The organism is Amycolatopsis sp. WAC 01376, assembly GCF_003947415.1.
Lineage (GTDB): Bacteria > Actinomycetota > Actinomycetes > Mycobacteriales > Pseudonocardiaceae > Amycolatopsis.
The window spans coordinates 1,068,331-1,094,180 of sequence record NZ_QHKL01000001.1 but is presented as its reverse complement, the minus strand read 5'-3'; the positions used below and the strand labels follow the sequence as shown (position 1 = coordinate 1,094,180).

At 67.7% G+C, this 25,850-nt stretch carries 26 protein-coding genes; 14 read left to right on the top strand and 12 right to left on the bottom strand.

Going from position 1 to position 25,850, the window contains the following annotated elements; all coding sequences use genetic code 11:
• Positions 1–100 precede the first annotated feature (100 nt).
• Positions 101–766, top strand: a complete 666-nt coding sequence (locus DMH03_RS05140; RefSeq protein WP_007032385.1) for a TetR/AcrR family transcriptional regulator — start codon at positions 101–103, stop codon at positions 764–766.
• On the opposite strand, the gene DMH03_RS05135 is transcribed toward DMH03_RS05140, so the two are convergent.
• Both DMH03_RS05135 and DMH03_RS05130 read right to left on the bottom strand, forming a co-directional pair.
• Positions 749–1,594, bottom strand: a complete 846-nt coding sequence (locus DMH03_RS05135) for a MaoC/PaaZ C-terminal domain-containing protein (protein WP_125779916.1) — start codon at positions 1,592–1,594, stop codon at positions 749–751. The genes DMH03_RS05140 and DMH03_RS05135 overlap by 18 nt on opposite strands.
• Before the next feature lie 2 nt (positions 1,595–1,596).
• The gene (locus DMH03_RS05130; RefSeq protein ID WP_125790803.1) at positions 1,597–2,931 is read right to left on the bottom strand and encodes a 3-oxoacyl-ACP reductase; all 1,335 of its coding nucleotides are present in this window, start codon (positions 2,929–2,931) and stop codon (positions 1,597–1,599) included.
• A gap of 92 nt (positions 2,932–3,023) precedes the next feature.
• Between DMH03_RS05130 and DMH03_RS05125 the strand changes: the two genes are divergently transcribed.
• The 4 genes from DMH03_RS05125 to DMH03_RS05110 all read left to right on the top strand — a co-directional run bounded on the left by DMH03_RS05125 (position 3,024) and on the right by DMH03_RS05110 (position 6,607).
• Positions 3,024–4,313 carry an acetyl-CoA C-acetyltransferase gene (locus tag DMH03_RS05125; RefSeq protein ID WP_125790802.1) on the top strand — a complete coding sequence of 430 codons (1,290 nt, stop codon included), beginning with the start codon at positions 3,024–3,026 and terminating at the stop codon, positions 4,311–4,313.
• A 69-nt stretch (positions 4,314–4,382) separates the two neighbouring features.
• Complete coding sequence (locus tag DMH03_RS05120) at positions 4,383–5,336, top strand: ATP-binding cassette domain-containing protein (protein ID WP_125790801.1); 954 nt, start codon at positions 4,383–4,385, stop codon at positions 5,334–5,336.
• Positions 5,333–6,136 carry an ABC transporter permease gene (locus tag DMH03_RS05115; RefSeq protein WP_125679465.1) on the top strand — a complete coding sequence of 268 codons (804 nt, stop codon included), beginning with the start codon at positions 5,333–5,335 and terminating at the stop codon, positions 6,134–6,136. The genes DMH03_RS05120 and DMH03_RS05115 overlap by 4 nt, the downstream gene beginning before the upstream one ends.
• Positions 6,137–6,235: 99 nt before the next feature.
• Positions 6,236–6,607 carry a YciI family protein gene (locus DMH03_RS05110; RefSeq protein WP_125790800.1) on the top strand — a complete coding sequence of 124 codons (372 nt, stop codon included), beginning with the start codon at positions 6,236–6,238 and terminating at the stop codon, positions 6,605–6,607.
• A 60-nt stretch (positions 6,608–6,667) separates the two neighbouring features.
• Here DMH03_RS05110 and DMH03_RS05105 read toward each other — a convergent pair whose 3' ends face one another.
• The gene (locus tag DMH03_RS05105; RefSeq protein WP_125790799.1) at positions 6,668–7,174 is read right to left on the bottom strand and encodes a DoxX family membrane protein; all 507 of its coding nucleotides are present in this window, start codon (positions 7,172–7,174) and stop codon (positions 6,668–6,670) included.
• 129 nt (positions 7,175–7,303) lie between these two features.
• On the bottom strand, positions 7,304–8,335 hold the full coding sequence (locus DMH03_RS05100) for a glycerophosphodiester phosphodiesterase family protein (protein ID WP_125790798.1): 1,032 nt from the start codon (positions 8,333–8,335) through the stop codon (positions 7,304–7,306).
• Between the two features lie 71 nt (positions 8,336–8,406).
• On the opposite strand from DMH03_RS05100, the gene DMH03_RS05095 reads away from it, so the two are divergent.
• The 7 genes from DMH03_RS05095 (at position 8,407) to DMH03_RS05070 (ending at position 14,972) form a co-directional block, all read left to right on the top strand.
• Positions 8,407–9,168 carry a MerR family transcriptional regulator gene (locus DMH03_RS05095; RefSeq protein ID WP_199748675.1) on the top strand — a complete coding sequence of 254 codons (762 nt, stop codon included), beginning with the start codon at positions 8,407–8,409 and terminating at the stop codon, positions 9,166–9,168.
• A gap of 188 nt (positions 9,169–9,356) precedes the next feature.
• Complete coding sequence (locus tag DMH03_RS05090) at positions 9,357–10,547, top strand: ATP-binding protein (protein ID WP_125790796.1); 1,191 nt, start codon at positions 9,357–9,359, stop codon at positions 10,545–10,547.
• 585 nt (positions 10,548–11,132) lie between these two features.
• Positions 11,133–11,282 carry a hypothetical protein gene (locus DMH03_RS42260; protein ID WP_007032374.1) on the top strand — a complete coding sequence of 50 codons (150 nt, stop codon included), beginning with the start codon at positions 11,133–11,135 and terminating at the stop codon, positions 11,280–11,282.
• A gap of 235 nt (positions 11,283–11,517) precedes the next feature.
• A complete protein-coding gene (locus tag DMH03_RS05085; RefSeq protein WP_125790795.1) occupies positions 11,518–12,441 on the top strand; it encodes a helix-turn-helix domain-containing GNAT family N-acetyltransferase in 924 nt (307 codons plus the stop codon).
• A 69-nt stretch (positions 12,442–12,510) separates the two neighbouring features.
• Positions 12,511–12,858: a YciI family protein gene (locus DMH03_RS05080; RefSeq protein ID WP_125790794.1), complete on the top strand. Its 348-nt coding sequence runs from the start codon at positions 12,511–12,513 to the stop codon at positions 12,856–12,858.
• Positions 12,859–12,877: 19 nt separating this feature from the next.
• On the top strand, positions 12,878–14,083 hold the full coding sequence (locus tag DMH03_RS05075) for an RNA polymerase sigma factor (protein ID WP_125790793.1): 1,206 nt from the start codon (positions 12,878–12,880) through the stop codon (positions 14,081–14,083).
• Positions 14,084–14,351: 268 nt separating this feature from the next.
• The gene (locus DMH03_RS05070; protein WP_125790792.1) at positions 14,352–14,972 is read left to right on the top strand and encodes a hypothetical protein; all 621 of its coding nucleotides are present in this window, start codon (positions 14,352–14,354) and stop codon (positions 14,970–14,972) included.
• A gap of 1 nt (position 14,973) precedes the next feature.
• On the opposite strand, the gene mctP is transcribed toward DMH03_RS05070, so the two are convergent.
• Positions 14,974–16,617: a monocarboxylate uptake permease MctP gene (mctP, locus tag DMH03_RS05065; protein ID WP_125790791.1), complete on the bottom strand. Its 1,644-nt coding sequence runs from the start codon at positions 16,615–16,617 to the stop codon at positions 14,974–14,976.
• On the bottom strand, positions 16,614–16,892 hold the full coding sequence (locus DMH03_RS05060) for a DUF3311 domain-containing protein (RefSeq protein ID WP_199746190.1): 279 nt from the start codon (positions 16,890–16,892) through the stop codon (positions 16,614–16,616). The genes mctP and DMH03_RS05060 overlap by 4 nt, the downstream gene beginning before the upstream one ends.
• 205 nt (positions 16,893–17,097) lie before the next feature.
• Between DMH03_RS05060 and DMH03_RS05055 the strand changes: the two genes are divergently transcribed.
• Positions 17,098–18,714, top strand: coding sequence for an alpha/beta hydrolase (locus tag DMH03_RS05055; protein WP_125790790.1), 1,617 nt, complete (start codon positions 17,098–17,100; stop codon positions 18,712–18,714).
• 156 nt (positions 18,715–18,870) lie between these two features.
• On the top strand, positions 18,871–19,146 hold the full coding sequence (locus DMH03_RS05050) for a helix-turn-helix domain-containing protein (protein WP_125790789.1): 276 nt from the start codon (positions 18,871–18,873) through the stop codon (positions 19,144–19,146).
• Here DMH03_RS05050 and DMH03_RS05045 read toward each other — a convergent pair.
• The 6 genes from DMH03_RS05045 to DMH03_RS05020 all read right to left on the bottom strand — a co-directional run bounded on the left by DMH03_RS05045 (position 19,143) and on the right by DMH03_RS05020 (position 25,776).
• Positions 19,143–19,718 carry an EndoU domain-containing protein gene (locus tag DMH03_RS05045; RefSeq protein ID WP_125790788.1) on the bottom strand — a complete coding sequence of 192 codons (576 nt, stop codon included), beginning with the start codon at positions 19,716–19,718 and terminating at the stop codon, positions 19,143–19,145. The genes DMH03_RS05050 and DMH03_RS05045 overlap by 4 nt on opposite strands.
• A 76-nt stretch (positions 19,719–19,794) precedes the next feature.
• A complete protein-coding gene (locus tag DMH03_RS05040) occupies positions 19,795–21,042 on the bottom strand; it encodes a DUF6297 family protein (protein WP_125790787.1) in 1,248 nt (415 codons plus the stop codon).
• Positions 21,036–21,641: an ABC transporter ATP-binding protein gene (locus DMH03_RS05035; protein WP_125790786.1), complete on the bottom strand. Its 606-nt coding sequence runs from the start codon at positions 21,639–21,641 to the stop codon at positions 21,036–21,038. Before DMH03_RS05035 ends, DMH03_RS05040 begins: the two co-directional genes overlap by 7 nt.
• On the bottom strand, positions 21,638–22,510 hold the full coding sequence (locus DMH03_RS05030; protein ID WP_125790785.1) for an LLM class F420-dependent oxidoreductase: 873 nt from the start codon (positions 22,508–22,510) through the stop codon (positions 21,638–21,640). The genes DMH03_RS05035 and DMH03_RS05030 overlap by 4 nt, the downstream gene beginning before the upstream one ends.
• Before the next feature lie 323 nt (positions 22,511–22,833).
• On the bottom strand, positions 22,834–24,657 hold the full coding sequence (locus tag DMH03_RS05025) for a phosphoenolpyruvate carboxykinase (GTP) (RefSeq protein WP_125790784.1): 1,824 nt from the start codon (positions 24,655–24,657) through the stop codon (positions 22,834–22,836).
• A gap of 396 nt (positions 24,658–25,053) precedes the next feature.
• On the bottom strand, positions 25,054–25,776 hold the full coding sequence (locus DMH03_RS05020) for a DUF6802 family protein (protein ID WP_125790783.1): 723 nt from the start codon (positions 25,774–25,776) through the stop codon (positions 25,054–25,056).
• Between the last annotated feature and the right edge of the window lie 74 nt (positions 25,777–25,850).

The following is a 25,850-nucleotide window of genomic DNA, read 5'->3' as shown; positions in this document are numbered from 1 at the left end:
GTAAGGCTACCCGCGAGTAGGTAGGCGGGCAAGCGTGCCGAAATCACCCTTGCCGGTGGTAGCCCGGTAGCGTCTTACGCGAACTAAGGGGAGGTCCTGAGTGTCCGAGGAAGTACCGCGTCCCGCCGAACGCGCCAAAAGGCTGCCGAGAGCGGTGCGGGAACGCCAGATCCTGGACGCAGCGGTCTCGGTGTTCTCGCGCTACGGCTATCACTCCGCGTCGATGGACGAGATCTCCGAGGTCGCCGGCGTGTCCAAGCCGATGATCTACACCTATCTCGGCTCGAAGGAAGACCTCTTCGGCGCGTGCATCCGCCGCGAAGCCACCCGCCTGCTGGAGGCGGTGCAGGACGGGATCAAACCCGATCTGCCGCCCGACATGCAGCTTTGGCACGGGCTCCGCGCGTTCTACCGGTTCGTCGCCGACTACCGCGAGTCCTGGACGGTGCTGCATCGGCAGGCCATGACCGTCGGCGGTGCCTTTGCCGCGGAGATCACCGACATGCGCACCCGCGCGATCGAACTGGTCGCCGCGCTCGTCGTCTCCGCGGGCACCCGCAAGGGTCTCGGCGAGCAGGCCGAGTTCTCCGGCGCCGGGCTGTCCGCCGCGTTGGTCGGGGCGGCCGAGTCGCTGGCCGACTGGGCCCTCGACCACCCCGATGTCTCCGACGGCGTACTCGCCTCGTGGCTGATGAACCTGGTGTGGCTCGGGTTCAACGACCTCGTCGAGGGCGAGATCTGGAAGCCGTCAGAGAGCGACGACTGAGCCCTCCAGGTGCGGCTTCGGCTTGCGCGCGTTCCAGAGCTCGAAGGCCCAGCCCTCGCCTTCACTCCACGTGGTGAACGCCGCCTTCGCCGGCAACAACACCGGCTGCTTGAACTTCACGTCGACGGTGAACGCCTCCGGAAGCCTGCCTTCGAACGCCGCGAGCGCGTGCGCCTTCGTCCACATGCCGTGCGCGATCGCGGACGGGAAGCCGAACGCCTTCGCGGTGATCGAGTGCAGATGGATCGGGTTGCGGTCGCCGGAGACTTCGGCGTAGCGGCGGCCGATGTCGCCGGGCACCTGCCAGATCGCGGTGGGCGACGGCTGCGAGAGCTGACCGCGTGAGGTCTTCTCGCCGCTGCCGCCACCGCGGCGCAGGTACGTGCTGACGTCCGTCCACACCGGACTGTCGCTGACGAGCAGCTCGCTGATCACGTCGAACTGCTTGCCCTTTTCGTGCGGGCGCAGGTCCTCGGCGCGCACGCGCAGGGTGAACGTCTCGTCGAGCCGCAGCTGCCGGTGCTGGGTGATCCGGTTGGCGACATGCACCATGCCCAGCAACGGGAACGGGAAGTCGGCCTCGGTCATCAACGCCATCTGCAGCGGGAACGCGAGGATATGCGGATACGTCGCCGGGAGGACGTCGTCCAGCCGGAATCCGCACACCTGGTTGTACGCGGCGAGGTGCGCCGGGTCGACGACGACGCCCTCGCGGACGAACTCGGTGCCCGGCAACGTGTTCCCGCCGCTCTTTCGCAGCGAGCCGAGCAACGCCTTGGGGTACAGCGAAGACAGGCTCGGCGATTCGCGGAGTTCCTTGACCGCCATGATCACGCCCCCAGCAGTGCCTGGCCGCAGACGCGGACCACGTTGCCGTTGACCGCGGCCGAAGCCGGGTTCGCGTACCAGGCGATCGTCTCGGCGACGTCGACCGGGAGCCCGCCCTGGCCGAGGCTGGAGAGCCGTCGCCCGGCCTCGCGGATGAACAGCGGGACGGCGGCGGTCATCTTGGTCTCGATGAAACCGGGCGCGACGGCGTTGATCGTGCCGCCGTATTCGGCGAGCTTCGGCGCGCCGTCGTTCACCATGCCGATGACGCCCGCCTTGCTGGTGGCGTAGTTGGTCTGGCCGACGTTGCCCGCGATCCCGGCGATCGAGGAGACGCCGATGATCCGGCCGTTCTCGTGCAGCACCTTGTCTGCCACGAGCTTCTCGTTGACCGCGAGCTGCGACGCGAGGTTGACCGCGATGACCGAGTCCCAGCCGCCTTCGGTCATGTTGCCGAGCGTCTTGTCGCGGGTGATGCCCGCGTTGTGCACGACGATGTCGACGCCGCCGTGGCGTGTGGTCAGGTACTCGGCGAGCTTCTCCGGCGCGTCGGCGGCGGTGATGTCCAGCTGCAGCGACGAGCCGCCGACCTTGTTGGCCACCTTGGACAGATCCGCGCCCTGCGCGGGGATGTCGAGCGCGACGACGTGGGCGCCGTCGCGGCCCAGCACCTCGGCGATGGCGGCGCCGATACCGCGGGAAGCGCCGGTGACCAGGGCGACCTTGCCTTCGAGGGGCTTCGTCCAGTCGGCCGGGGCGGAGGCGGTCTTGGTCTCGGTGCCGACGCGGATGACCTGGGCGTCGACGAAGGCGGACTTCGACGACAGCAGGAACCGGAGCGTGGACTCAGTGGCCTCTTCGGCACCTTCGGCGACGTACACGAGCTGGGCGGTCGCGCCGCGCTTCAGTTCCTTACCGACGGAGCGCACGAAGCCTTCGAGCGCGCGCTGCGCGATCCTCTCGTGTCCTTCGGCCAGCTCCGGCGGCGTTCCGAGGACGACGACGCGGCCCGACGGCCCGACGCTCCGGATCACCGGGTGGAAGAAGGAGTAGACCTCGCGAAGCTGCTTCGGGTCCTTCACGCCTGTCGCGTCGAAGACGAGCGCGGCGTGCTTGTCAGCCGCCGTCGAGAGGACCTCGATACCCGCGCGGTGCAGCTGCGCCTCGATCACCTTTCCGAGGCGACCGCCCGGCGCGGCACCGAGAAGTGCGGGACCCTCGAGAGGGGGCTGACCGGGCTTGTACCGGCGGAGCGTCGCGGGATTCGGCAGGCCGAGCTTCGGCACCACGAACTTCCCCACCGGGGATTTCGTGAACTGCTGGTACCTGTCAGCCATCGCTTGCCTCCCGTGCAGTTTGCGTCACGTCGCATTCTAACCTACTCGCTAGTAGGTTACAGTGTGAGAGAGCCTACGGAGGAGTGGAAAAAATGGCCACGAAAAGGACGGCACCCGTGCGCAAGGTCGCGATCATCGGCGGCAACCGGATCCCCTTCGCCCGCTCGAACGGCCCGTACGCGCAAGCGTCGAACCAGGACATGTTCACGGCCGCCCTCGACGGCCTGGTCAGCCGATTCTCCCTCCAGGACGAGGTGATCGGCGAGGTCGCCGCCGGCGCCGTGCTCAAGCACGCCCGCGACTTCAACCTCGCCCGCGAAAGCGTCCTCGGCAGCAGGCTGAACCCCGCCACCCCGGCCTCCGACGTGCAGATGGCGTGCGGCACCGGCCTCCAGGCGATCATCAACGTCGCCAACAAGATCGCGCTCGGCCAGATCGACTCGGCCATCGCGGGCGGCGTCGACACCACGTCCGACGCGCCGCTGGCGGTCAACGACGACCTGCGCCAGATCCTCGTGCAGCTCAACGCCGCGAAGACGCTCCCCGACCGGCTGAAGCTCGCCGCGAAGCTGCGCCCCGGCCACATCGTCCCCGAGATCCCGCGCAACTCCGAGCCGCGCACCGGCCTGTCCATGGGCGAGCACGCGGCGCTGACCGCGAAGGTCTGGGAGATCACACGCGAGGCGCAGGACGAACTCGCCGCGACCAGCCACCAGCGCCTCGGCGCCGCGTACGACAAGGGCTTCTTCGACGACCTGGTGACGCCGTACCTGAAGCTGGCCCGCGACCAGAACCTGCGGCCGGACTCCAGCGTCGAGAAGCTCGCGAAGCTGAAGCCCGCCTTCGGTGGTCCTGACGGCACGATGACCGCGGGCAACTCGACGCCGCTGTCCGACGGCGCGTCGACCGTCCTGCTCGCGACCGAGCAGTGGGCCAAGGCCCGGAAGCTGCCGGTGCTGGCGTACCTGACGTTCTCGCAGACCGCGGCCGTCGACTACGTCCACGGCGACGAGGGACTGCTGATGGCGCCCGCGTACGCCGTCCCGCAGATGCTCACGCGCGCCGGGCTCACCTTGCAGGACTTCGACTTCTACGAGATCCACGAGGCCTTCGCGTCGCAGGTGCTCGCGACCCTCAAGGCGTGGGAGGACCCGGCGTTCGCCAAGGAGAAGCTCGGCCTCGACGAGCCCCTCGGCGCCATCGATCGGGCGAAGCTGAACGTCAACGGCTCGTCTCTGGCGGCCGGGCACCCGTTCGCCGCGACCGGCGGCCGTATCGTCGCCACGCTCGCGAAGCTGTTGGGCGAGAAGGGATCCGGCCGCGGACTCATCTCGATCTGCGCCGCGGGCGGCCAGGGCGTCACCGCGATCCTCGAAAAGTAACCGTTCGCCCGCAGCGGATCGGGGAAAACCCGGGTGCCTTTTGTCGGTGCCCGGGTCTAGCGTGTGCGCATGTTCGCAGTTCAGGCGAAAGCGCTGGTCAAGACCTATGGGTCCACACGGGCGCTCGACGGGGTCGACCTGTCGATCCCGAAGGGCAAGGTGCTGGGCCTGCTGGGGCCGAACGGTGCCGGCAAAACGACGACCGTCCGCATCCTGACCACCCTGCTCCGCCCGGATTCGGGCGAGGCGGAGGTGGCCGGGCACGACGTGCTGGCCCAGCCCGACGCCGTCCGGCGGTCGATCGGGTTGTCCGGGCAGTACGCCGCCGTGGACGAGAACCTCACCGGGTTCGAGAACCTGTACATGGTCGGCAGGCTGTACGGGAGCAAGAAGGCCGCGGCGAAAACGCGGGCACGTGAACTGCTCGCCCGGTTCCGGCTGGAGGACGCGGCGGATCGCCCCGCCAAGACGTACTCCGGCGGTATGCGGCGACGGCTCGACCTCGCGGGCGCGCTGGTCGCCGAGCCGACCGTGGTGATCCTCGACGAACCGACCACCGGGCTCGACCCGCGCGGCCGGATCGACACCTGGGAGGTCATCAAGGAACTCGTCGCCGACGGCACCACGGTGCTGCTGACCACGCAGTACCTGGAGGAGGCCGATCAGCTCGCCGACTCGATCGTGGTGATCGACAAGGGGAAGGTCATCGCGCGCGGCACGGCCGACGAGCTCAAGCAGGAGATCGGCGGCGAGCGGCTGGAGCTGGTCGTGGCGAACGCGAGCGACCTCGCCGTCACCACGCAGGTGCTGACCGAGGTCGGCTCGGGGACACCGTCGGTCGACGAGCACACCCGCAAGGTCGACGTCCTGGTCGAGGGCGGGCCGAAGGCGTTGATCGAGGCGCTGCGGCGGCTGGACGGCCACGGCGTCGCCATTCAGGACGTCGCGCTGCACCGGCCGACGCTCGACGACGTGTTCCTTTCGCTGACGGGGCACGCGACGGACGAGGGGGAGAAGAAGTGAGCGCGGTCGCGAAGGCCTTTTCCGACGGTGGCGTGATCACCTGGCGGAACCTGAAGAACGTCCAGCGCAACCCGGACTGGCTGATGGCGGCGACCCTGCAGCCGATCATGTTCGTGCTGCTGTTCGCGTACGTCTTCGGCGACGCGATCGGCGGCGAAGCGGGCGGGCTCGCGTACCGGGAGTTCCTGATCGCCGGCATCTTCGCGCAGACGGTCGCGTTCAACTCGGCGTTCACCGTGATCGGCTTCGCGAACGACCTGCAGAAGGGCATCATCGACAGGTTCCGTTCGCTGCCGATCTCCCGCCTCGCGGTGATCTTCGGCCGGACGACCTCGGATCTGGTGATCAGCGTGGTCGCGCTGATCGTCATGTCGCTGTGCGGCCTGCTCGTCGGCTGGCGGATCCGCGGCAGCTTCCTCGACGCGGTGCTCGGCTATCTCGTGATGCTGATGTTCGCCTGGGCGCTGTCCTGGGTCGGCGCGTGGATCGGGCTCGTCGCACGCAGTGTCGAGGTCGCGCAGAGCGCCGGGCTGATGTGGATGTTCCCGCTGAGCTTCATCTCGACGGCGTTCGTCCCGGCGGACAAGCTGCCGGGGGTGCTGAAGGCGATCGCCGACTGGAACCCGTTCACCGCGGTGATCAACTCGGCCCGTGACCTGTTCGGGAACCGCTTCGGCGCGGCACCGACGGGCTGGCCTGCCGAGAACGCTTCGCTGTACGCGATCCTGTGCTGCGTCGCCATCATCGCGATCTTCGCGCCGCTCGCGACGGCCCAGTACAAGAAGGTCGCGAGCCGCTAGAAAAACTTCTGTGTCGAAATGTCGAACCGCCGTCGAGCCGCTCGACGCGTCGGTGAAGGCGGGGTAGAAACAGCCCCGCCAAGACACTGAGGAGCAGCGATGCGGTTTCTGATGATGCACCGGCTCGACGAGAGCGCCCCGGAAGCCTGGAACCCCAGCAAGGAGTTCATCGAGCAGATGGGCGCCTTCATCCAGGACTCGTTCGAGAAGGGCATCCTGATCACGGCGGAGGGTGTGCACCCGTCGGAGAAGGGCGCGAAGGTCCGCAAGGTGCGCGGCGGCAAGATCACCGCGACCGACGGCCCGTTCACCGAGGCCAAGGAGGTCATCGGTGGCTTCGCGCTGATCAACGCCAAGGATCTGGCCGAGGCCGTCTCGTTCGCCGAGTCCTACGCCGCGCTGTTCGACGAGATCGAGGTCGAGGTGCGGACGGTCGTCGAGGAAGAGGACATCGCCGCCCTCACCTCATGACCCCACGCGTTTAGTCCTCTGGATGCGCGTTGACGCATCCAGAGGACTAAACGCGGGTCGCTACTTGGTGATCGCCTTCTCGGCCTTCTTCGCCAGCTTTTCGGCGTGCTTCTCCGTCTTCGACGCGGCGCGGCGGGCACGCCAGCCGAGCGATGGTTTACCGGCGGTGTCGGCGGCGGCCAGCAACAGGCCACCGGCGAGACCGGCGTTTTTGATGAACTGGATCTGCTGCTGCTGACGTTCGGCCGGTTCCTTGATCTCCCAGAACCGGTGCGCGGCCAGCGTGGTCGGGACGAGGCTGCCGAGCAGCAGCAGCGAGGCCAGGCGCGGCGCCTTGCCCGCGGCGAGCGCGACTCCGGCGCCGACCTTCACCGCGGCGTCGATCCGGACGAGGGTGGCGGGGTCGCGCGGCACCGACTCCGGCACCACGCCTTCCAGCTTGTCGAAGGACTCGGTGAGGAACGGCTCCGCGGCCTTGGCGTGCCCCTGGGTGTCCCTCAGCGCGCCGATCCCACCGGAGATGAAGATCGCGGCGAGGAGCGGACGTGCGACGCGACGGAGAATCACGGTCGTAACCTTTCTGATCCGGACCCGGGAAACAAACCTATCCCCAGTCTTCCCGCCCGCCACATCGCCGAACCGCGCTAACGGAGTATCCGAGAATATTTCTCTGGTACTAGACGGGCCTAGATTTCCCTAGCGTGCCCGATACGCCTTCGGCAGCTTGAAGCCGCGGTCGGCCGCGACCTCCCGCAGGCGGTCGGGATAGTCGGTGATGATGCCGTCGACCCCGTCGTCGATCAGTTTGTGCATGGTGGCCGGGTCATTGATGGTCCAGGGCACGACCTTGATCCCCGCGCGATGCGCCTCGGTGACCAGCGCCTTCGTCGTGAACGGCCGGTAGTCCGGGTCGCCGACCTTGCCGCCCTGCGGGTTGCCGTGCACCGGCGAGAGCGCCTTCGCGCCGAACGACTTCACCGCGCGGACGGGGTTGCCACCGAAGTCGTCGATGTCGAGCCCGCCGAGCCACGGCGACTTGCCGGGCTGCCCCACCTGCAGGAACTCGGGCTGGGTCAGCGCGACCGTCGGGAGCCAGGGCGCGACCTCGCGAAAACGCATCAGCGCGCCCCAGTCGAAGCTCTGGATCGAGACGTTGTGCGCGAACCCTCCACGCACGATCTCGCGCACCGCCCGCTGGACGAACTGCTCACGCGGCGCGGTCTCGTGCGGCGCGGCGGCCTCGACCTTCGTCTCGATGTTGAACTTGATTCCCCAGGCCCGGTGGTCCCTGGCCAGCTGGAACAGCTCGGCGAGCGTCGGCATCTTGGCGCCGGGGGAGAGCGTCTGGCCGGGATGCGCGGGCTGGCGGATCGACCCGCAGTCGAGCGTGCGGACCTGCGCGAACGTCAGGTCCTTCACGTATTTGCCGACATACGGGTACGCCGGGTCGCCGGGCGTCGCGGGCGCAGTGTCGCGGCACTTCGCGGGTGTCGTCTTGCGGTCGTGGGTGATCACCTCGCGACCGTCCTTGGTGATCTGGAGGTCGAGTTCGAGCGTGGTCACCCCCAGCTCCATCGCCTTGCCGAACGACGCGAGCGTGCTCTCGACCGTGAGGCCGAGCCCGCCGCGGTGGGCCTGGATGTCGAAGGCGCGACGCGGGTGTGCGTCGGCGACCCCGGCCGTCGTCAAGGTCAGCGCAGCGGCCATGACCAGCGCGAATGTCTTCATTCGTGAACCATGCCACGGTCGGGTGAACTTCGATTGACTTTGACGCAACGTCAACCTCTACCTTCGTGGACATGCCGAACGAGACGGAGTGGTCGATCCAGGACATCGCCCGCTCGGCCGGGACCACGAGCCGCACGCTGCGCCACTACGGCGACATCGGGCTGCTCGAACCGAGCCGGGTGGGGAGCAACGGATACCGCTACTACGACCAGGACGCGCTGGTGCGGCTGCAACGGATCCTGCTGCTTCGCGAACTCGGGCTGAGCCTGCCCGCGATCGGCGAAGTGCTCGAAGGAGAGCAGGACACGACAGCGGCACTACGCACGCACCTGAAGTGGCTGGAGCAGGAGCGACAGCGGCTCGGACGGCAGATCGAATCGGTCAGGACGACCTTGAAGAAGACAGAAAGAGGTGAACAACTGATGGCAACGGAAGTGTTCGACGGCTTCGACCATACGAAGTACGAGAAGGAGGTCACCGAACGCTGGGGCGCCGACGCCTACAAGCAGGGGGACCGGTGGTGGAAGTCGCTGAGCGCCGAGGACAAGAAGGCGCACCAGCAGGAACAGAAGGACATCGCGGCGGCCTTCGGCGAAGCGCACGCCAAGGGCCTGCCCGCCGACGGCGACGAGGCCCAGGCGATCACGCAGCGGCTGTACGAGTGGCTCCGGCCGGCCGTGCGGGCCGTGTCGAAGGGCTACTTCGCCGGTCTCGGGCAGCTGTACGTCGACGACCCGCGCTACGGGCAGTACGACGAGAAGCACGGCGCGGGCACCGCGGAGTACATCCGTGACGCGATGGCTGTCTACGCCGAGCGCAACCTGCGCGACTAAGACCGAGGGGCGGGGCTGCAGACCCGTCCGTTCGGAGCCACCAGGACGCTATGAAGGACGCTTTCATGGCAAAATTTGCTATGAAAGGCCCCTTCATTGCACGCCGGTCGGCGTAACCCGGCGCGACACGCCTATCCCTCTATGGCGGAATATCGGCTCCACGCTAGAAACGCCGATAGCGTGTGAGAGTGGATCCCATCCGCAACCCCTTCGCCCCGGGCGCCGGTCAACGGCCGCCCGAGCTGGCAGGCCGCGTGCGCGAGCTCCAGGCCTTCGAGGTCGTGCTCGAACGGGTCGCCCGCGGGAGACCCGAACGCAGCCTGATGCTGACCGGCCTGCGTGGCGTGGGGAAGACCGTGCTGCTGGGCGAGCTGCGCTCGCGGGCCATCAAGCACGGCTGGGGTGCGGGCAAGATCGAAGCCCGCCCGGACACCGAGCTCAGGCGGCCGCTTTCGGCCGCGTTGCATCGCGCGATCCGCGACCTCGCCGTGCGCCATCGCGCGCCGGACCGGGTCGAGCAGGTGCTCGGCGTGCTCAAGGCGTTCGCGCTGCGCGCCAACAAACCGGACGCGAAGCTCCGCGACCGCTGGCAACCCGGCATCGACGTGCCCGCCGCGCAGGGGCGCGCCGATTCGGGTGACATCGAGATCGACCTGGTCGAGCTGTTCACCGAGGTCGCGGAGCTGGCGGCCGACGTCGGCACCGGGGTCGCGCTGCTGATCGACGAGATCCAGGACTTGCTGCCCGAGGACGTCTCCGCGCTCTGCGCCGCCTGCCACGAGCTCTCGCAGTCCGGGGCGCCGCTGGTCGTGGTCGGCGCGGGGCTGCCGCACGTGCCCGCGGTCCTTTCGGCGTCGAAGTCGTACTCGGAGCGCCTGTTCCGCTACGCGCGCATCGACAGGCTCGATCGCGAAGACGCCGACCTCGCGGTGATGGCGCCCATCGAACGCGAGGACGCGGGCATCGAACCGGAGGCGCTGGACGCCCTGTTCGACGCGTCGGGCGGATACCCGTACTTCATCCAGGCGTACGGCAAAGCCGCCTGGGATGCCGCGCCCGCCGACCCCATCACCGTGAAGGACGTCCAGGTCGCCGCGCCGGAGGCCGAATCGGAGCTCGCGGTCGGCTTCTTCGGCTCCCGGTACGAACGCGCGACGCCCGCCGAGCGTGAGTACCTGCTCGCGATGGCCGAGCTGACCCAGGGCAAGGACGAGTCCGCCGGCACCGCCGATGTGGCCGTCTACCTGGGACGCAAGCCTTCGTCGCTGTCACCGGCGCGGGACAGCCTGATGAAGAAGGGCCTCGTGTACTCCGCCGAGCGCGGCCACATCGCCTTCACCGTCCCGCACTTCGGCCACTACCTGCTCGGCCGGGACTAAGCCTCTCTCAGGCTTTATCGCCGGTGTGCTGACCTGCGGAAAGGGAGCGGGGGACCTTTGCTCTCGCGGGAGGGGGTGTGTGGATATAGGGACGTTGAGTGTCCCTGTATCCACACACCTCTCACTCACTGTCAGGACCATCGCTGACTGTGTGGATTTTGGGGCGTCAGATGTCCCGAAATCCACACGGTCACCGCGCAAGAGAGCAAGGGACCTTTGCTCTCGCCTCCGGGTCGGTCCACCCGGCCCGTCCACAGCATCACCGCGAACATCACTTACAGGCAGGACAGCGACTAAGCCCCTCTGCGGCTTTATCGCCTCAGCGCTAGAAAGCGGTAGAGAGTCCTACCGCCGCTTCATCGCGCCCTCTTCCGCTGTATAGGCCAGACGCTAGAGACCTCCAGCGTTACCAAGAAGTGACCGGCACCACCAAATCTCTCCGGTTTTACGCTCTTGTTGCCGATGATTCATCGGCAGGTGTGCCAAGTCACCGGATAATCGTTGGCTTCCTTGTGAAAAAGGGTGCATACTAGAAGCACAGCCACGAAGACGCAAGATCTACTCCCAAGGGGATGACAAAAACCGATGAACAACATCGCCGCCAAGCTCCGTGCCCGTCGCGCCGAGGCTCGCACTCGCCGGGCCCTGAACCGGGCGATCGACACCGCGGCCACCGCGACCGTTCGTCAGGAGCTCATCGCTATCTCCCAGGCGCGTCACACGCACATGCGCTGACCCGACAACAACCGTTGTAGGTGTCGCCCATTCGAGTGACCTACGACACATAGTGCGTGAGGTGTAACGCCGCTGAACGTGGCGTCGATACCCACTACGACCCCGTGATGCTGGCGGACCCCCGACCTGGCAGCATCACGGGGTTTCCATATGTCCACCCCCGGAAAGATTTCTTGCCTTCACCGCTCGGTGGAGTAACACTTGACCTAGTCAACGAATCTGTTGAGGTGGTCAAATGAATCGTTCCGCGGACCGGGTGGCGACCGTCCGGGCCTTCAACCGCCTGTACACCGGCGTGATCGGCGTCCTCGACGAAGGACCGGCCGACGCCGAGTACTCCCTGAGCGAAGCCAGGGTCCTCTTCGAACTCGCACAGCAGGACCCCACCCAGGTCACCGACCTGCGCAAACGTCTCGACCTCGACGCCGGATACGCGAGCAGGCTGCTCGCGAGGCTCGAGGGGCGAGGCCTCCTCACTCGCGAGCGCAGCGACGAGGACGCCCGCCGTCAGATCGTCCGGCTGACCGAAGACGGCCGCAAGGCCTTCGCCGTCCTCGACCAACGCTCGGTCGGCAGGATCGGCTCGCTGCTCGGCAAGTTCGGCGAAGACGAGCAAGATCGGCTGCTCGGCGCCATGGACACGATCACCTCGCTGGTCGGCGAGCGCGCCCCGAATCCCACGCTCGTCCTCCGCCCGCCCCGGCCCGGCGACTTCGGCTGGGTGGTCCACCGCCACGGCGCCCTGTACTCCCGCGAATACGGCTGGGACGAACGCTTCGAAGCGCTCGTCGCCCGCGTCGTCGCCGAGTACGTCGACAGGCGCGGCGACCCTCGCCAAGCGGGCTGGATCGCCGAACTCGACGGGGAACGCGTCGGCAGCATCTTCTGCATGCCCGCCGAAGACGGCATCACCGCGAAGCTGCGGATGCTGCTCCTCGAACCGGCCGCGCGTGGCCGCGGCGTCGGGAAACGCCTGGTCAGCGAGTGCGTCGAGTTCGCGAGGGCGTCCGGCTACCCGGCGATGGAACTCTGGACGGTCTCACTGCTGGACGCGGCGAGGGCGATCTACCGGAAGGCGGGTTTCCGGCTGGTCGGCGAAGAGACGATCGAGGGCTTCGGTTACGAGCTGACCGGCCAGACCTGGCGGCTGGAGCTGTGACCTGTTCGGATGATGTCGATTCGCGGAGCGCTTGTTCGTCTAGGGACCATCGATCCCAAGGAGGACGCCATGCCCCACTACATCGGTTTCATCCGCGCCACGAAGGACTCGCACGACCACCTCGGCCCTGACGAAGCGCAACGTGTGCTCGAGAACTACCTGGCCTGGGCGGAGGAGCGCACGAAGGAAGGCCGCTTCGTCGACGGCGGCGGGCTGTCGAAGAGCGGCCGGGTGCTGCGTGGTTCCGGAGGCGCGACCGACGGACCGCACACCGAGGCCACCGAGATCGTCGGCGGCTACCAGGTGATCGAGGCCGCGGACCTCGACCAGGCGGAGAAGATCTTCGCGACGCATCCGCATCTGGAGTTCGGGCCGATCGAGGTACGCAAGGTCGGCGAACGCGGTTGCGAGGAATGATGCCGAAGGCAGAGTCGTCATGAGCCGCCCGGCCGGCGTGGTGGAGCATCTGTTCCGGCACAGTGCCGGGCGGATCGTCGCCACGCTGGCCAGGGCGCTCGGCCCCGAACGGCTGGACCTGGCCGAAGAGGCCGTCGCCGACGCGCTGGAACAGGCGCTGCGCACCTGGCCGCGGTGCGGGATCCCGGACAATCCGCGGGGCTGGCTGTTCCGGGCCGCGCGGAACCGGGCGATGGACGTCGTCCGGCGCGAGCAGACCCTGCGCGCGCTGCTGCCGCGGCTCGTGGAGCTCGACGGCTACGAAGCCGATCGGCGCACGGACGACGAACTCGTGTTGATGTTGCTGTGCTGCCATCCCGCGCTGCCGATGGTGTCGCAGGTGGCGCTGACCCTGAAGACCGTCGGCGGGCTCGGGGTGAACGAGATCGCGGCGGCCTTGCTGACGAAACCGGCGACGGTGGCGCAGCGGCTCGTGCGGGCGAAGAAGTGGCTGCGCGCGTCGGGGAAACCGCTCAGCCTGCCGGGGCCGGACGCACTGGAGTCCAGAGTGGACAGTGTGCTGGCCGTGCTGTACCTGCTGTTCAATGAAGGCTACGACGCGACGGCCGGCGAGGTCGCGGTGCGCGGCGAGCTGTGCGGTGAGGCGATCCGGCTGGGACGGCTGCTGCTCGCCGAGCCGAAGACGGATCTGCCGAGGGTGCGGGCGCTCGTGGCGCTGATGCTGTTGCAGGGGAGCAGGCTGCCCGCGCGGGTCGACCGCGACGGTGATCTGCTGCTGCTCGACGAACAGGACCGCGACCGCTGGGATCACGCGATGATCGCCGAGGGGACACGGCAGTTCGAACGGGCGTGCACCGGGCCGGAGATGTCGGCGTACCACGTCGAGGCGGCGATCGCACTGTGCCACAGCACGGCCCAGCCGCCCGACTGGCGCCGGATCGTCGGCCTGTACGACGACCTGCTGGCGCTGCGCCCGTCGCCGGTGGCGCGGCTGAACCGCGCGATCGCTCTGTCCATGGTGGACGGTGCCGTCGCCGGGATCGCCGAACTCGAAGCCGTCGAGGCCGACCTGCCGGACTACACCCTGCTGCCCGCCGTACTCGGCGCGCTGTGGCTGCGGGCAGGCGATCCTGTGCGAGCCGCGGAGCACTATCGGCGAGCGCTCGCGCTGCCCTGCTCGGAGCCGCAACGCCGCTTCCTGACCCGACGCCTGGAGGCCTGCTGACCGGCGACACCCTGAACGGTTCAGACGGCAGTGCGCGTGACTGAGTGGACGACACGCGTGATCCGACGGACGACACGCGTGACTGGATGGACGACACGCGAGGCGGACGAGTTCCGTCGCGAGTCGTCCGGCTGGACACGGGTGCTGTCTGTCCAATCACGCGTGTCGTCCATCCAGACACGCGAAAGTGGGCGTTCGCGACACGTCGGCGTTCGGGCCTGCTGACCGGCGACACCCGCAGTTCACGTGGGCACGGTTATCTGGAGAGGTGAACTGGACGGCGTACATCGACGGCTACTGCGAACGCCTGGCCCCCGGCCTCTGGGGTGAGCCGCTCAACAGCCTCAGCAATCTCGCGTTCCTGGTCGCCGCGATCGCCGTCTGGCGACGACCGAACGGCCGTGTCCTCGCGGTCCTCATCGGACTGGTGTTCCTCGGCAGCACGGCCTTCCACCTGCTCGCCACCCGCTGGTCCGCGGCCGCCGACACCGGTTTCATCCTGGTGTTCGTCCTGTACTACGCCGCCGTGTTCCCGCACGTGTTCTTCGGCGTCGGCCGCAGGCTGTCCTGGATCGGCGTCCCCGTGTTCCTCGCGTTCACCGCCCTTGTCGCGTCGCTGGGCGGCGGGCTGTACCTCTCGGCGTTGATCGGCCTGGTGATCTTCGCGGTCATCCTCAAGGGTGAGCACCGCCGCAGATTCGCCGTCGCCGCGGGCGTCTTCGGGGTGTCCCTTTCGTTCCGCACGGCCGACCACACGGTGTGCGGGAACTTCCCCGCCGGCACCCACTTCCTGTGGCACCTGCTGAACGGGCTCGTGCTCTATCTCGTCGCGGACGCCTCAACGAAAAGGGCCGCGTCCCGGCAGGACGCGGCCCCCTCTCACAGCTGACTCAGTGGACGCCGATCTCGCGGAGATCCTTGTCGTGCTCGTCGGCGTGGTAGTCCTCGGCTTCGGTGTCGTCCGTGCCGTTGAAGACCTTCATCTGCCGCGCGATCACCGTGAAGATCACGGCGATCAGCAGGTTCGCGGCCAGCGCCACGAAACCGACGTAGATCTGCAACTGCGACCCGCTGAGCGGGTGCCAGCCGAAGATCGACAGGTCGCCGAGCTTCAGCGCCGAGCCACCGAAGTGCGCCTTGCCGGTCGACGCGTTCGGGATGTTGTAGAGCATGACCAAGCCCCAGCCGATGCCGACCACCCAGCCGGCGATCAGGCCCCAGCGGTGGAACCACCGCGTGTAGAGCGAGATCGCGACCGCCGGCAGCGTCTGCAGGATCAGCACGCCGCCGATGAGCTGGAGGTCGATCGAGAACTGCGGGTCGATGAACAGGATGAACGCCACCGCGCCGAACTTCACGATCAGCGAAGCGAGCTTGGCCTGCTTCGCTTCCTGGCGCGGCGTCGCGTCCTTCTTGATGTACTCCTTGTAGATGTTGCGGGTCCACAGGTTGGCCGCCGCGATCGACATGATCGCCGCGGGCACCAGCGCGCCGATGCCGATCGCGGCGAACGCGATCCCGGCGAACCACGACGAGAACTGCGAGTCGAACAACACCGGGACGACGGTGTTCGTATCGGGCTTGCCGGTGGCGTTGTTGGTGATCGGCGAGACCGACGCGCTGATCGCGACGTAGCCGAGCAGCGCCAGCAGGCCCAGCACCAGCGAGTACGCCGGGAGCGCGACCATGTTCCGCTTGATCACGCTGCGGCCGCGCGAAGCGAGCACGCTGGTGAGCGAGTGCGGGTACAGGAACAGCGCGAGCGCCGAACCGAGCGCCAGTGTCGCGTACTGCAACTGGTTGTTGGCGTTGAGCAGGATGCCGTCCGCCTGGGACGGCGTCTTGTCGAATTTGGCGTCGGCCGCGTCGAAGATCGCCGACCAGCCGCCGAGCTTCGAGGGCAGGTAGATGATCGCCACGATGATCACGAGGTAGATCAGGATGTCCTTGACGAACGCGATCAGCGCGGGCGCGCGAAGGCCGGACTGGTAGGTGTAGACCGCCAGGATGATGAAGGCGACCAGCAGCGGCAGGTGGCCGACGACGCCGGAGCCGTTGATGCCCATGGTCCGCAGCACCGCTTCGAGGCCGACGAGCTGCAGCGCGATGTACGGCATCGTCGCGATGATGCCGGTGATCGCGATCAGCAACGCCAGCGTCGGCGAACCGAAACGGCCGCGGACGAAGTCGGCGGGGGTGACGTAGCCGCGGACGCGGGAAACCGACCACATGCGCAGCGCCGGCATCAACACGATCGGGTAGACGATGATCGTGTACGGCAGCGCGAACATGCCCATCGCGCCGGCGCTGAACATCAGCGCGGGGACGGCGACGAACGTGTACGCCGTGTAGAGGTCACCGCCGAGCAGGAACCAGGTGATCCACGAACCGAACTTGCGGCCGCCGAGGCCCCATTCGTCCAGGTGGTCGAGGGTGTTGCCGGCCTTCCAGCGCGAAGCGACGAAGCCGAGCACGGTAACCACCGCGAAGAGGATCGTGAAGATGATCAGCTCTGGCCATTGGATGTTGCTCACTTGGCGTCCCCCTCGTCGAGCTCGTCCACGGACAGCCGGTCGGGACGCTCACTGGTCGGCTTGTCCTTGGTCATCACGAAGACGATCCAGGTGCACAGGACGCCGACGGCCACGAACACGAATTGGAACCAGTAGAAGAACGGCATCCCGAACACGCGCGGCCCGTCCGAATTGAACAAGGACGTGATCAGTACCAGCAACGGGATGATCAACAGGAGGTTCCAGGGGCTGAACTGAAAGCCCCTCACCTTCCCGTCTGCCTTACCTGACGCCATCGGACCTCACCTAACGTTTCCCGTACCCCCGGATGGTCCCGATGACCCTAGAACCTCTCCCCCACCCGGGTCACGCGTGCCCGATATCGATTTGATCAGCGGCGCCCCATACGACGAAGGGCGGTTGCCGTCCCGCTCCCCGCCGGATATCAATAGCCGCAAGTCGCGAACAGGAACTTCGCACGCAAGATCAAAGGGGCATCGGATGAAGAAACTCCGCTATGCGGTGGTGATCCCGGCTGTCGCCGGCACCATGCTGGCCGGGTTCACGCCTGCGTTCGCAGGACCGGAGGCTGCTCGGCAGCAGCCGCTGAACTCCACCAACATTCCGGCGAAGTACGCGGACCAGAAGCTGGACTGGCACAAGTGCACCGCCGGTGAGCTGCCGTCCGCGCCGCCTCCGGGGGCCGAGAACATCGAGTGCGCGACCTACCGCGCACCGCGCAACTGGTACAAGACGAACGAGGCCATCGACCTGACGATCGCCGTCAGCCGCCTCGCCGCCACCAGCGGCAACGCGACCGCCAGCGTGATCACGAACCCGGGTGGCCCCGGCGCTCCGGGCCGTAACTTCCCGGCCCGGCTGCGTAACCAGACGAAGCTGCGCGCGAACCAGGAGATCATCGGTCTCGACCCGCGCGGCACCGGCAAGAGCACCAACATCACCTGCGGCAACGCGATCGGCACCGGCTCCGACCTCGACCCGCGCGACCGCAGCCGGGCGAACCTCAACCTGATCCTGGACGCCACCAAGTACGCGGCGGACTCCTGCCAGGTGAAGTCCGGCGAGCTGGGCCCGCTCATCAACACCGCTCAGACCATCCGCGACATCGACCTGCTGCGCGTCCTCCTCGGCCGCGACAAGATCAACTGGGTCGGCTACTCGGCGGGCACCTGGATGGGCGCGCACTACGCGCAGCAGTTCCCGACCCGGACCGGCAAGTTCCTGCTCGACTCCTCGACCGAGTTCACCACCACCTGGCAGAACTCGTTCGACGGGCAGCCGCTCGGCTTCGAGCGCCGCTGGCGTCAGGACTTCCTGCCGTGGATCGGCAAGTACGACAAGGTCTACGGCTTCGGCAAGACCGGTGAAGCCGCGCGCCAGACGTACGAGAAGGTCCGCTTCGCGCTGACGCAGAACCCGGTCGAGGTGGACGGCGTCCCGGTTTCGGCCAACGCCCTCGACTCGACCATCGCGGGGTACCTCTACTCGAAGCGCAACTTCCCCGCGCTGGCCGACTACCTGGTCAACCTGAAGACGCTGACCGAAGGCACCTCGACGCAGCAGCAGAAGTCGGCGGCCGCGCAGAAGGTCAAGGCGGAGACGGTGGACGGTGACGGCGTCATCGGCCCGCAGCCGCTGTTCGTCCCGACCGACGGCGACTCCTACAACGCCAGCTTCTGGACCATCCCCTGCAACGAGGGCAAGTGGACCGGCAACCGGCAGAGCGTCATCCGCCAGTCGCAGAAGCTGATCGACCGCGACCTGCCGCTGCTCGGCGCCGGCTGGCTGATCCAGCCGTGCATCTTCTGGAAGAACAAGCCGGTCGACCTGCCGAAGCTCGACGGCCGCGGCGTCCCGCCGGTGCTGATCGTCCAGTCGGTGAACGACCCCGCGACCCCGATCGAGGGTGCGACCCGTGCGCACCGCGCGTTCGCCGGCTCGCGGATGATCACGGTGACCGGCGAAGGCGACCACGGTATCTACGCCGGCGGCAACGCGGGTGTGGACAAGGTCGTGGAGGACTTCCTCGTCGACGGCAAGGTGCCGAACGACCAGAGCCTCCCCGGACTCCCACTTCCGGTGCCCGCGGGCGCCTGAAGCCACTAGGGATTGTGGCCCCGTCGAGCTTCGGCTCGGCGGGGCCTTTTCTTTGGGGTTGTCCACGACCTGTGCACAGAGTTATCCACAGGCTGGGGGTAACTTGGTGGGGACAACTCGCGTGCGCCTGGCCGGACCGGTATTAGTATTGGCGTCATGGTGCGAGTGCCGTTGACGGACGAGGAACGCGAACGCGGCGAGCGGCTGGGGCTGGCGCTCCGGGACGCGCGCGCGTCGGCGTCGCGGAGCATGGTCGAGGTCGCCGCGGAGGCGGGGATCTCGGTGGAGACACTCCGCAAGATCGAGACCGGCCGGATCCCGACGCCCGCCTTCTTCACGGTGATGGCGATCGCGGACGCCGTCGGGCTGCCGCTGGACTCGCTGCGCGCGGCGGCCGAGGGCAGTACCGAACAGGTCGCTGAGGCGAGTTAGGGGCGAAGGGCGGCCAGGGCGTGTGCCCGGTCGTTCAGGTAGAGGAAGCCGTCGATCGGCAGGTCGAAGCTGCTCAGCAGGCTTTCCAGGGTGGCGTACTCGTCCACGCCGAGCCGCAGGTTCTCCTTCATCGCGTGTGCGACGAGGACGTCGGCCAGCTCTTCCCACTCGCCGGACCAGTGCAGCGTGCGGTAGAAGGCCAGGACGTCCGGCGTGATCCGGTCGGCGATCTGGTCGAGCAGGCTGTCGCCGAAGAAGCTGATGCGGCCGGCGGCGAGGTCGGCGACGGTCGGGTTCGCCGGGTCGGCCGCGGTGTCGGGATTGCGGACCACGCCGGGACCCGCCACCGGATAGCCCGTTTTGACGTGGCCGTTGTCCTCGACCAGCACGATCAGATGCACGCCGTAGCGCTCGCCGGCACAGCGCCAGCGGCCGTTGGGCAGTCTGACGCGGGGTTCGCTCGGATCGTTCGCGACGTCCTTGATGACCGCGATGATCTGCTCGTCGGTCCAGCCCGCGGGGAACTCGCTGGTCGCCCGCCGTCCCTTTCCCGGTGCGTGCCCGCCGCCCACTCGTGCTCCTTTCGTCGCATCGAGGGTAACCCGCATTCGGAGTATCCGGATGATCCGAACGCGGGAACGGGTGACCTCAGGCGATCACGCTGAGCAAGACGGTGCCGACGGCCAGGACGTCCACGCCTCGCAGGGCCTGTAATCCGGCCGCGCCGCCGCCGACGTCATAGTTCATCGGCGGCCGGGTCGCCGTCCGCAGCGCCGCGACCACGGCGAGCGGGATCGCGAGCCACACCGGCCAGGCCGGGGTCACCCCGAGGGTCAGCGTCACCAGGCCGAGCAGCACTCCCCAGCCGAGGCCGAGCAGGGCGAACACCAGGCCGTTGACCAGCCGCAACTCCCAGTCGGACGCGCCAAGCCATCGCCTGCGGCCGGGATTGCGCCACAGTTCGCCGAGCCCGCCGACGAACGGCACGAGCGCCGCGTACGCGCCGAGCGCGAACAGCGGCACCACGGGGACGGCCGAGAAGGCCAGATGCCCGAGACCGACCAGACAAGCGATCACCACGCCGGCCGCCGCGTAACGCATCCGGCCGAGCACGCCCGCCCACGCGAGCCGCAGCGTGGTCGGACGCCGCAGCGTCAGCCACGGCACCGGCTTCGATTCCGGGATCAGCAGCATGGGGTCCATGAAGACCGCGGCCATCGCCCGCAGGAGCCGCGCGTTCCAGCCGTCGACGAGTTCCTGGCGCCCGACCCCGGACATCGGCTCGCCGCCGAAGGCCACCGCCACCGCCACCACGAACAGCGCGCCTGCCAGCACCTCGATCGCGATCGGGCCCAGCCCCGCGGACGCCGTCGCCAGACCGGCCAGCGCGAGTACGACCGGGCCGGCTGTTTCCCCGCGGATCGCCGTCCGCCGCGCGGTGACGGCGGCCAGGATCGCGCCGGAGGCGGTCAACGCCGACATCGCGATCCACACGTCCTTCGACCCGCCACCGATCGCGGTGACCAGCGCCCCGGTGTAGCCGACCACGACGACCAGCCCGGACCAGAGCGTCCACATCCGCTTCACGACGACACGGCGCCTGTCGACGCGGGCGAAGTCCATCCAGGTCAGCGCCGCCGGCTCGGCCCAGACGAAGCCGCGGCGGAGCAGGCTGCGCCAGAACATCGCGCACAGCACCACCAGCAGGCCGAACACCGCCGGGAAGTCCACAACGGACTGTCCAAAAAGGAAGTCGCGGAGTTTCGGCAGGTTCTGGAATGCGGTGAACAGCGCGCCGAAGCCGAACAGTGCCAGGAAGGTCTGGTAATCCCCGTTGAACAACCCGCCGAATCGCTGTCGTCCCGGGACATGCGTGGGGGCTTTCGTGGTCACCACAACTCGAGGGTGGAGTCGGCCGCTTCGAGCAGCGGCGGATGATGCGTGGCCACGACGACGGCCGCCCCGGCGTCGGTCGAGCGCTTGATCAACCACGTCAGCCATTCCTTCCCCGCGACGTCGAGCGCCCGCTCGGGCTCGTCGAGCAGCAGGACGTCGTGCGGCCGCGCGGTCGCGCCGAGCAGCAGCAGGCGACGGCGTTGCCCGGCGGAGAACTTGCCCGCGGTGACCTTCGCGCGTTCCGAGAGGCCCGCGTCCGCCAGCAACGCGTCGAAATCGCCGAGATCGGCCCCGAACGAGCCCTCCAGCAGTTCGAGATGCTGAAGCGGAGTCAGTTCGGCGAAGAAATCGGAATCGTCGAACAGCACGGAAACCTTGCGGCGAAAGGAAACCTCGCGTTCGTCGGGTTTCCCGCCCGCGACGACGACGCGTCCGCGCTGCGGGGTCTGCGTGCCGTACAGACACCGCAACAGGGTCGATTTCCCCACCCCGTTGGGGCCGACGATGACCGCGCATTCGCCCGCATCGACCTCGAAGTCGAGGCCGTCGAACAACCAGAGATCCCCGGCCTGGACGCCGAGCCCGCGTACGTCGATCATGTGGCGCGCAACAACTCGATCACCGGTGCGAGCGCGTCCATGTTGTGCTCCAGCACGGTGAAGTAGGTGAACCCGAACCGCTCGCGATGCGCCAGGATCTGTTCGGCGATCTGCTCGTGCGTGCCGACCAGCGCCGTCGGAAGTTCGGCGAGCTGGTCGACGGTGAGCTTGCCCCCGAGCAGCTCTCGCAAGCTCTCCAAACCCTCTCGCCGGTCTTCGACCACGGCGACGAAATGCGCGAGGATATTGAATTCGGCGGCACGGCCCTTCAGTTTTCCGCGGACGAAGTCCACCCGCTCCGCGATTCCGGCGGCGTCGTCGACGGCGAGTTCTCCTCCGTCGGGAACGGCGGCCGTGCCGGTGAACGCGATGATGTCGGCGTGTTCGGCGGCGAGCGTGAGCAGCCTGTCGCCGCGGCCGGCGATCATCAGCGGCGGCCCCGGTTTCTGTACGGTGGCCGGTTTGTGCTTTTCGTCGGCATAGAGCCGGTTGAGTTCTTTGATCGTTTTTTCGAGGTGGGCGACGCGCTGTCCGGCGCGGGGGAACTCCATTCCCGCCGCTTCGAATTCGGCCTTCACGTACCCGGCCCCCAGGCCGAGCTCCAGCCTGCCCTCGGTGAACTGGTCGGTGCCGGTGACGTCGCGGGCGAGCAGCACCGGGTTGTAGAAGGCCGTGTTGATGACGAAGGTGTTGAGCCTGGGGCGGCTCGTCACCTCGGCGGCGAGCACGAGCGCCGGGAAGGGCGGTGCCATGCCGAGGTGATCCGCCGCGCCGATCACGTCGAACCCGAGGTCTTCGGCCTTGCGGCACTTGCCGACCCACGCCGCGCGGGTCTCCGGGACGACCATGTTGACGCCGAATTTGACCATGCGGCCACGGTACCGAGCGCGAAAGAAGAAGGCCTCATCCCCGGGAATGACTCCGAGGATGAGGCTCACAACGGTGGCGTGTCGCGAAAGCCACTTTCGCGACGCCTGATGTGACACAGCACCAGCACCGCGTGAACCGGATGGTCTGTGGGGCAGGTGAGGCAGTATTCGCCTACCCACGCCTGACCTGTCCCCGGCGCTGACGATGTAGGAATCGGGACGTTCAGTGTCCCGATTCCTACATCGTCGCGAGTGTGCCTCGGCACCGTTCCTCCGTCACGCACACACAGAGCAGTCGAGTGACGCCGATGTCGTTCAGTCGATCAGCCGAGACGCTGCTTCAGTGCGTCCAGCTCGTCACGCAGCGAAGCCGGGACCTTGTCGCCGATCTTCTCGAACCACTCCTCGATGAGCGGCAGTTCCTGGCGCCACTCGTCGGCGGAGACGTCCAGCGCGGCCTGGATGTCGGCCAGCGGCTCCTTGAGGCCCTCGGTGTCGAGGTCCTCGGCCTTCGGCACGAAGCCGACCGGGGTCTCGTTCGCGTTGCCCTTGCCCTCGACGCGCTCGATGACCCACTTCAGGATCCGCGAGTTCTCGCCGAAGCCCGGCCACAGGAAGCGGCCGTCGTCGCCGCGGCGGAACCAGTTGACGTAGAAGATCTTCGGCAGCTTGTCCGCGTCGGCGTTCTTGCCGAGGTCCAGCCAGTGCTTGAAGTAGTCACCGGCGTGGTAGCCGAGGAACGGCAGCATGGCCATCGGGTCGCGGCGCACGTTGCCGACCGCGCCGGCGGCGGCCGCGGTGGTCTCCGACGACATGGTGGCGCCCATGAACACGCCGTGCTGCCAGTCGCGGGCCTCGTTCACCAGCGGGACCGTGGTCTTGCGGCGGCCGCCGAACAGGATCGCCGAGATCGGCACGCCCTGCGGGTCGTCCCACTCGGGCGCGAGGATCGGGCACTGCGACATCGGCGTGCAGTAGCGCGAGTTCGGGTGCGCGGCCTTCTCTTCCGACTCCGGCGTCCAGTCCTGCTTCTTCCAGGAGGTGGCGTGCGCGGGCTTCTCGCCCATGCCCTCCCACCAGACGTCGCCGTCGTCGGTGAGCGCGACGTTCGTGTAGACCGTGTTGCCCTTTTCGATGGTGCGCATCGCGTTGGGGTTGGTGTGCCAGTCGGTGCCCGGCGCGACGCCGAAGAAGCCGAACTCGGGGTTCACCGCGTACAGGCGGCCGTCCTCGCCGAACCGCATCCACGCGATGTCGTCACCGAGGGTCTCGGCGCGCCAGCCGGGGATGGTCGGCTGCAGCATGGCGAGGTTGGTCTTGCCGCAGGCGCTCGGGAACGCCGCCGCGACGTAGTGGACCTTGTCCTCGGGCGAGATCAGCTTGAGGATCAGCATGTGCTCGGCCAGCCAGCCCTCGTCGCGGGCGATGACCGAGCCGATGCGCAGCGAGTAGCACTTCTTGCCCAGCAGCGAGTTGCCGCCGTAGCCGGAGCCGTAGCTCCAGATCTCGCGGGTCTCGGGGAAGTGCGAGATGTACTTGGTGGTGTTGCACGGCCAGGAGACGTCCTCCTGACCCGGCTCCAGCGGCGCGCCGACGGAGTGCAGGGCGGGGACGAACGCGCGCTCGGTGCCGTCCTCGGTGACGAACTTGTCCAGCGCGGCCTTGCCGGCGCGGGTCATCACGCGCATGGAGGCGACGACGTAGGCGAAGTCGGTGATCTCGATGCCGAGCTTGGGGTCTTCGGCGCCGAGGGGGCCCATGCAGAAGGGGATGACGTACATCGTGCGACCGCGCATGCAGCCGCGGTACAGCTCCGTCATCGTGGCCTTCATCTCGGCCGGGTCCATCCAGTTGTTGGTGGGACCGGCGTCGTCTTCGTTCTCCGAACAGATGAAGGTGCGCTCTTCGACGCGGGCGACGTCATTCGGGTCGGAAGCGGCCCAGTACGAGTTGGGCTTCGCGTCGAGCTGCACGAACGTGCCGGCGGAGACCAGCTCGGCGTTGATGCGCGCGGCCTCTTCGTCGGACCCGTCGACCCACACCACGCGGTCCGGAGTGGTCAGTTCGGCGACCTCCCGGACCCAGGACAGCACGCCACTGTGCGTCGTCGGCGCATTTTCCAGTCCGGGGATGGCGACTGCGGTCATCTCTACTCCTGACTTCCGACGGCAGAAGCCCACACCGGGAACGACGCTGTTCCGATGCGGGCTTCGATGCCGGCGACCGAATGGCTTCGCACACCGGCGGGAAGGCCGGTGTGCAGGTTTTGGGATTCCCCGAGAGTAGCCGGATGACCGGCAGGTAACCGAGAGCTGACCTGTCGGTTCTCTCACAAGAACGATAAGGGAATCGATTCAGTATCACCGGAATGGGCCATACGCAGAAATTCTTCCGGTGATCGACAGCACGGTGACGGGGCGAATCGGACATGAGAAAGCCCGGCACGAGGTCTCGTACCGGGCTGCTCTGTGACCAGGATTACACGAATTCGGCTATTAAAATGGCCTAGACCATTCTAGCGGTGGTTTAAACCATTTCCGGAATCAGTTGAGGCTGATCCACTGGCCGGTCGAAGAATCGATCTTCGCCACACCTTCGAGTGTTTCGGTGCCCGCGCCACCCCACGCCGCGTCACCCGCGGGGTCGCCATCGACGGCGGCCGGAGTGCTCGCGAAGGCCGAGCCGATGTCGTCGTTGACCACGCCGCTGCTGACCTCGGTCCACTGGCCGGGGCCGGTGTGCTCGTAGGTCTTGGAGTTGCCGGAGGCGTCGGTCTCCACCGCGATGTCGGCGTTGCCGTCGCCGTCCTTGTCGGTGAAGGCGATCGTGCGGCCGTCCTCCGTCGTGACGACGGCGGTGTCGGGAGTCCCGTCACCGTTCGTGTCGATCGTCGGCGGGCCGATCTCGACGTCGCCGCTGGGCATGTCGGCGTGCATGGTGCCGCTGGTGCCCGCGTCGGAACCGCCGTCGTCGCTACCGCCACCGGCCTCGACCCAGGCGCCGGACGCCTCGTCGTAGACGGCTTCCTGGACGACCTTGCCGTTCTCGTCCAGCACCGCGTACTGGTCGGCCTCGCCGTCGCCGTCGGTGTCGACGAACGCCTGGCCGGTGCCGTCTTCGTGCTGGATGACCGCGGCGTCGTTGACGCCGTCCTTGTCGAGGTCGTAGTTGAGCTCGGCCTGGTACTCCTCGCCGTCAACGTGGACCGTGACCGCCTCCGTGGAGCCCGCCTCGGTGTCCGTGCCGCCGCTCTCGTCGACCCACATGGGATAACCCCCTCGTTGACCTGCTGGTGTGTCGAAGCTTAGGACTCACCGTAGGCCGGTTCGGTTCCGGTCCA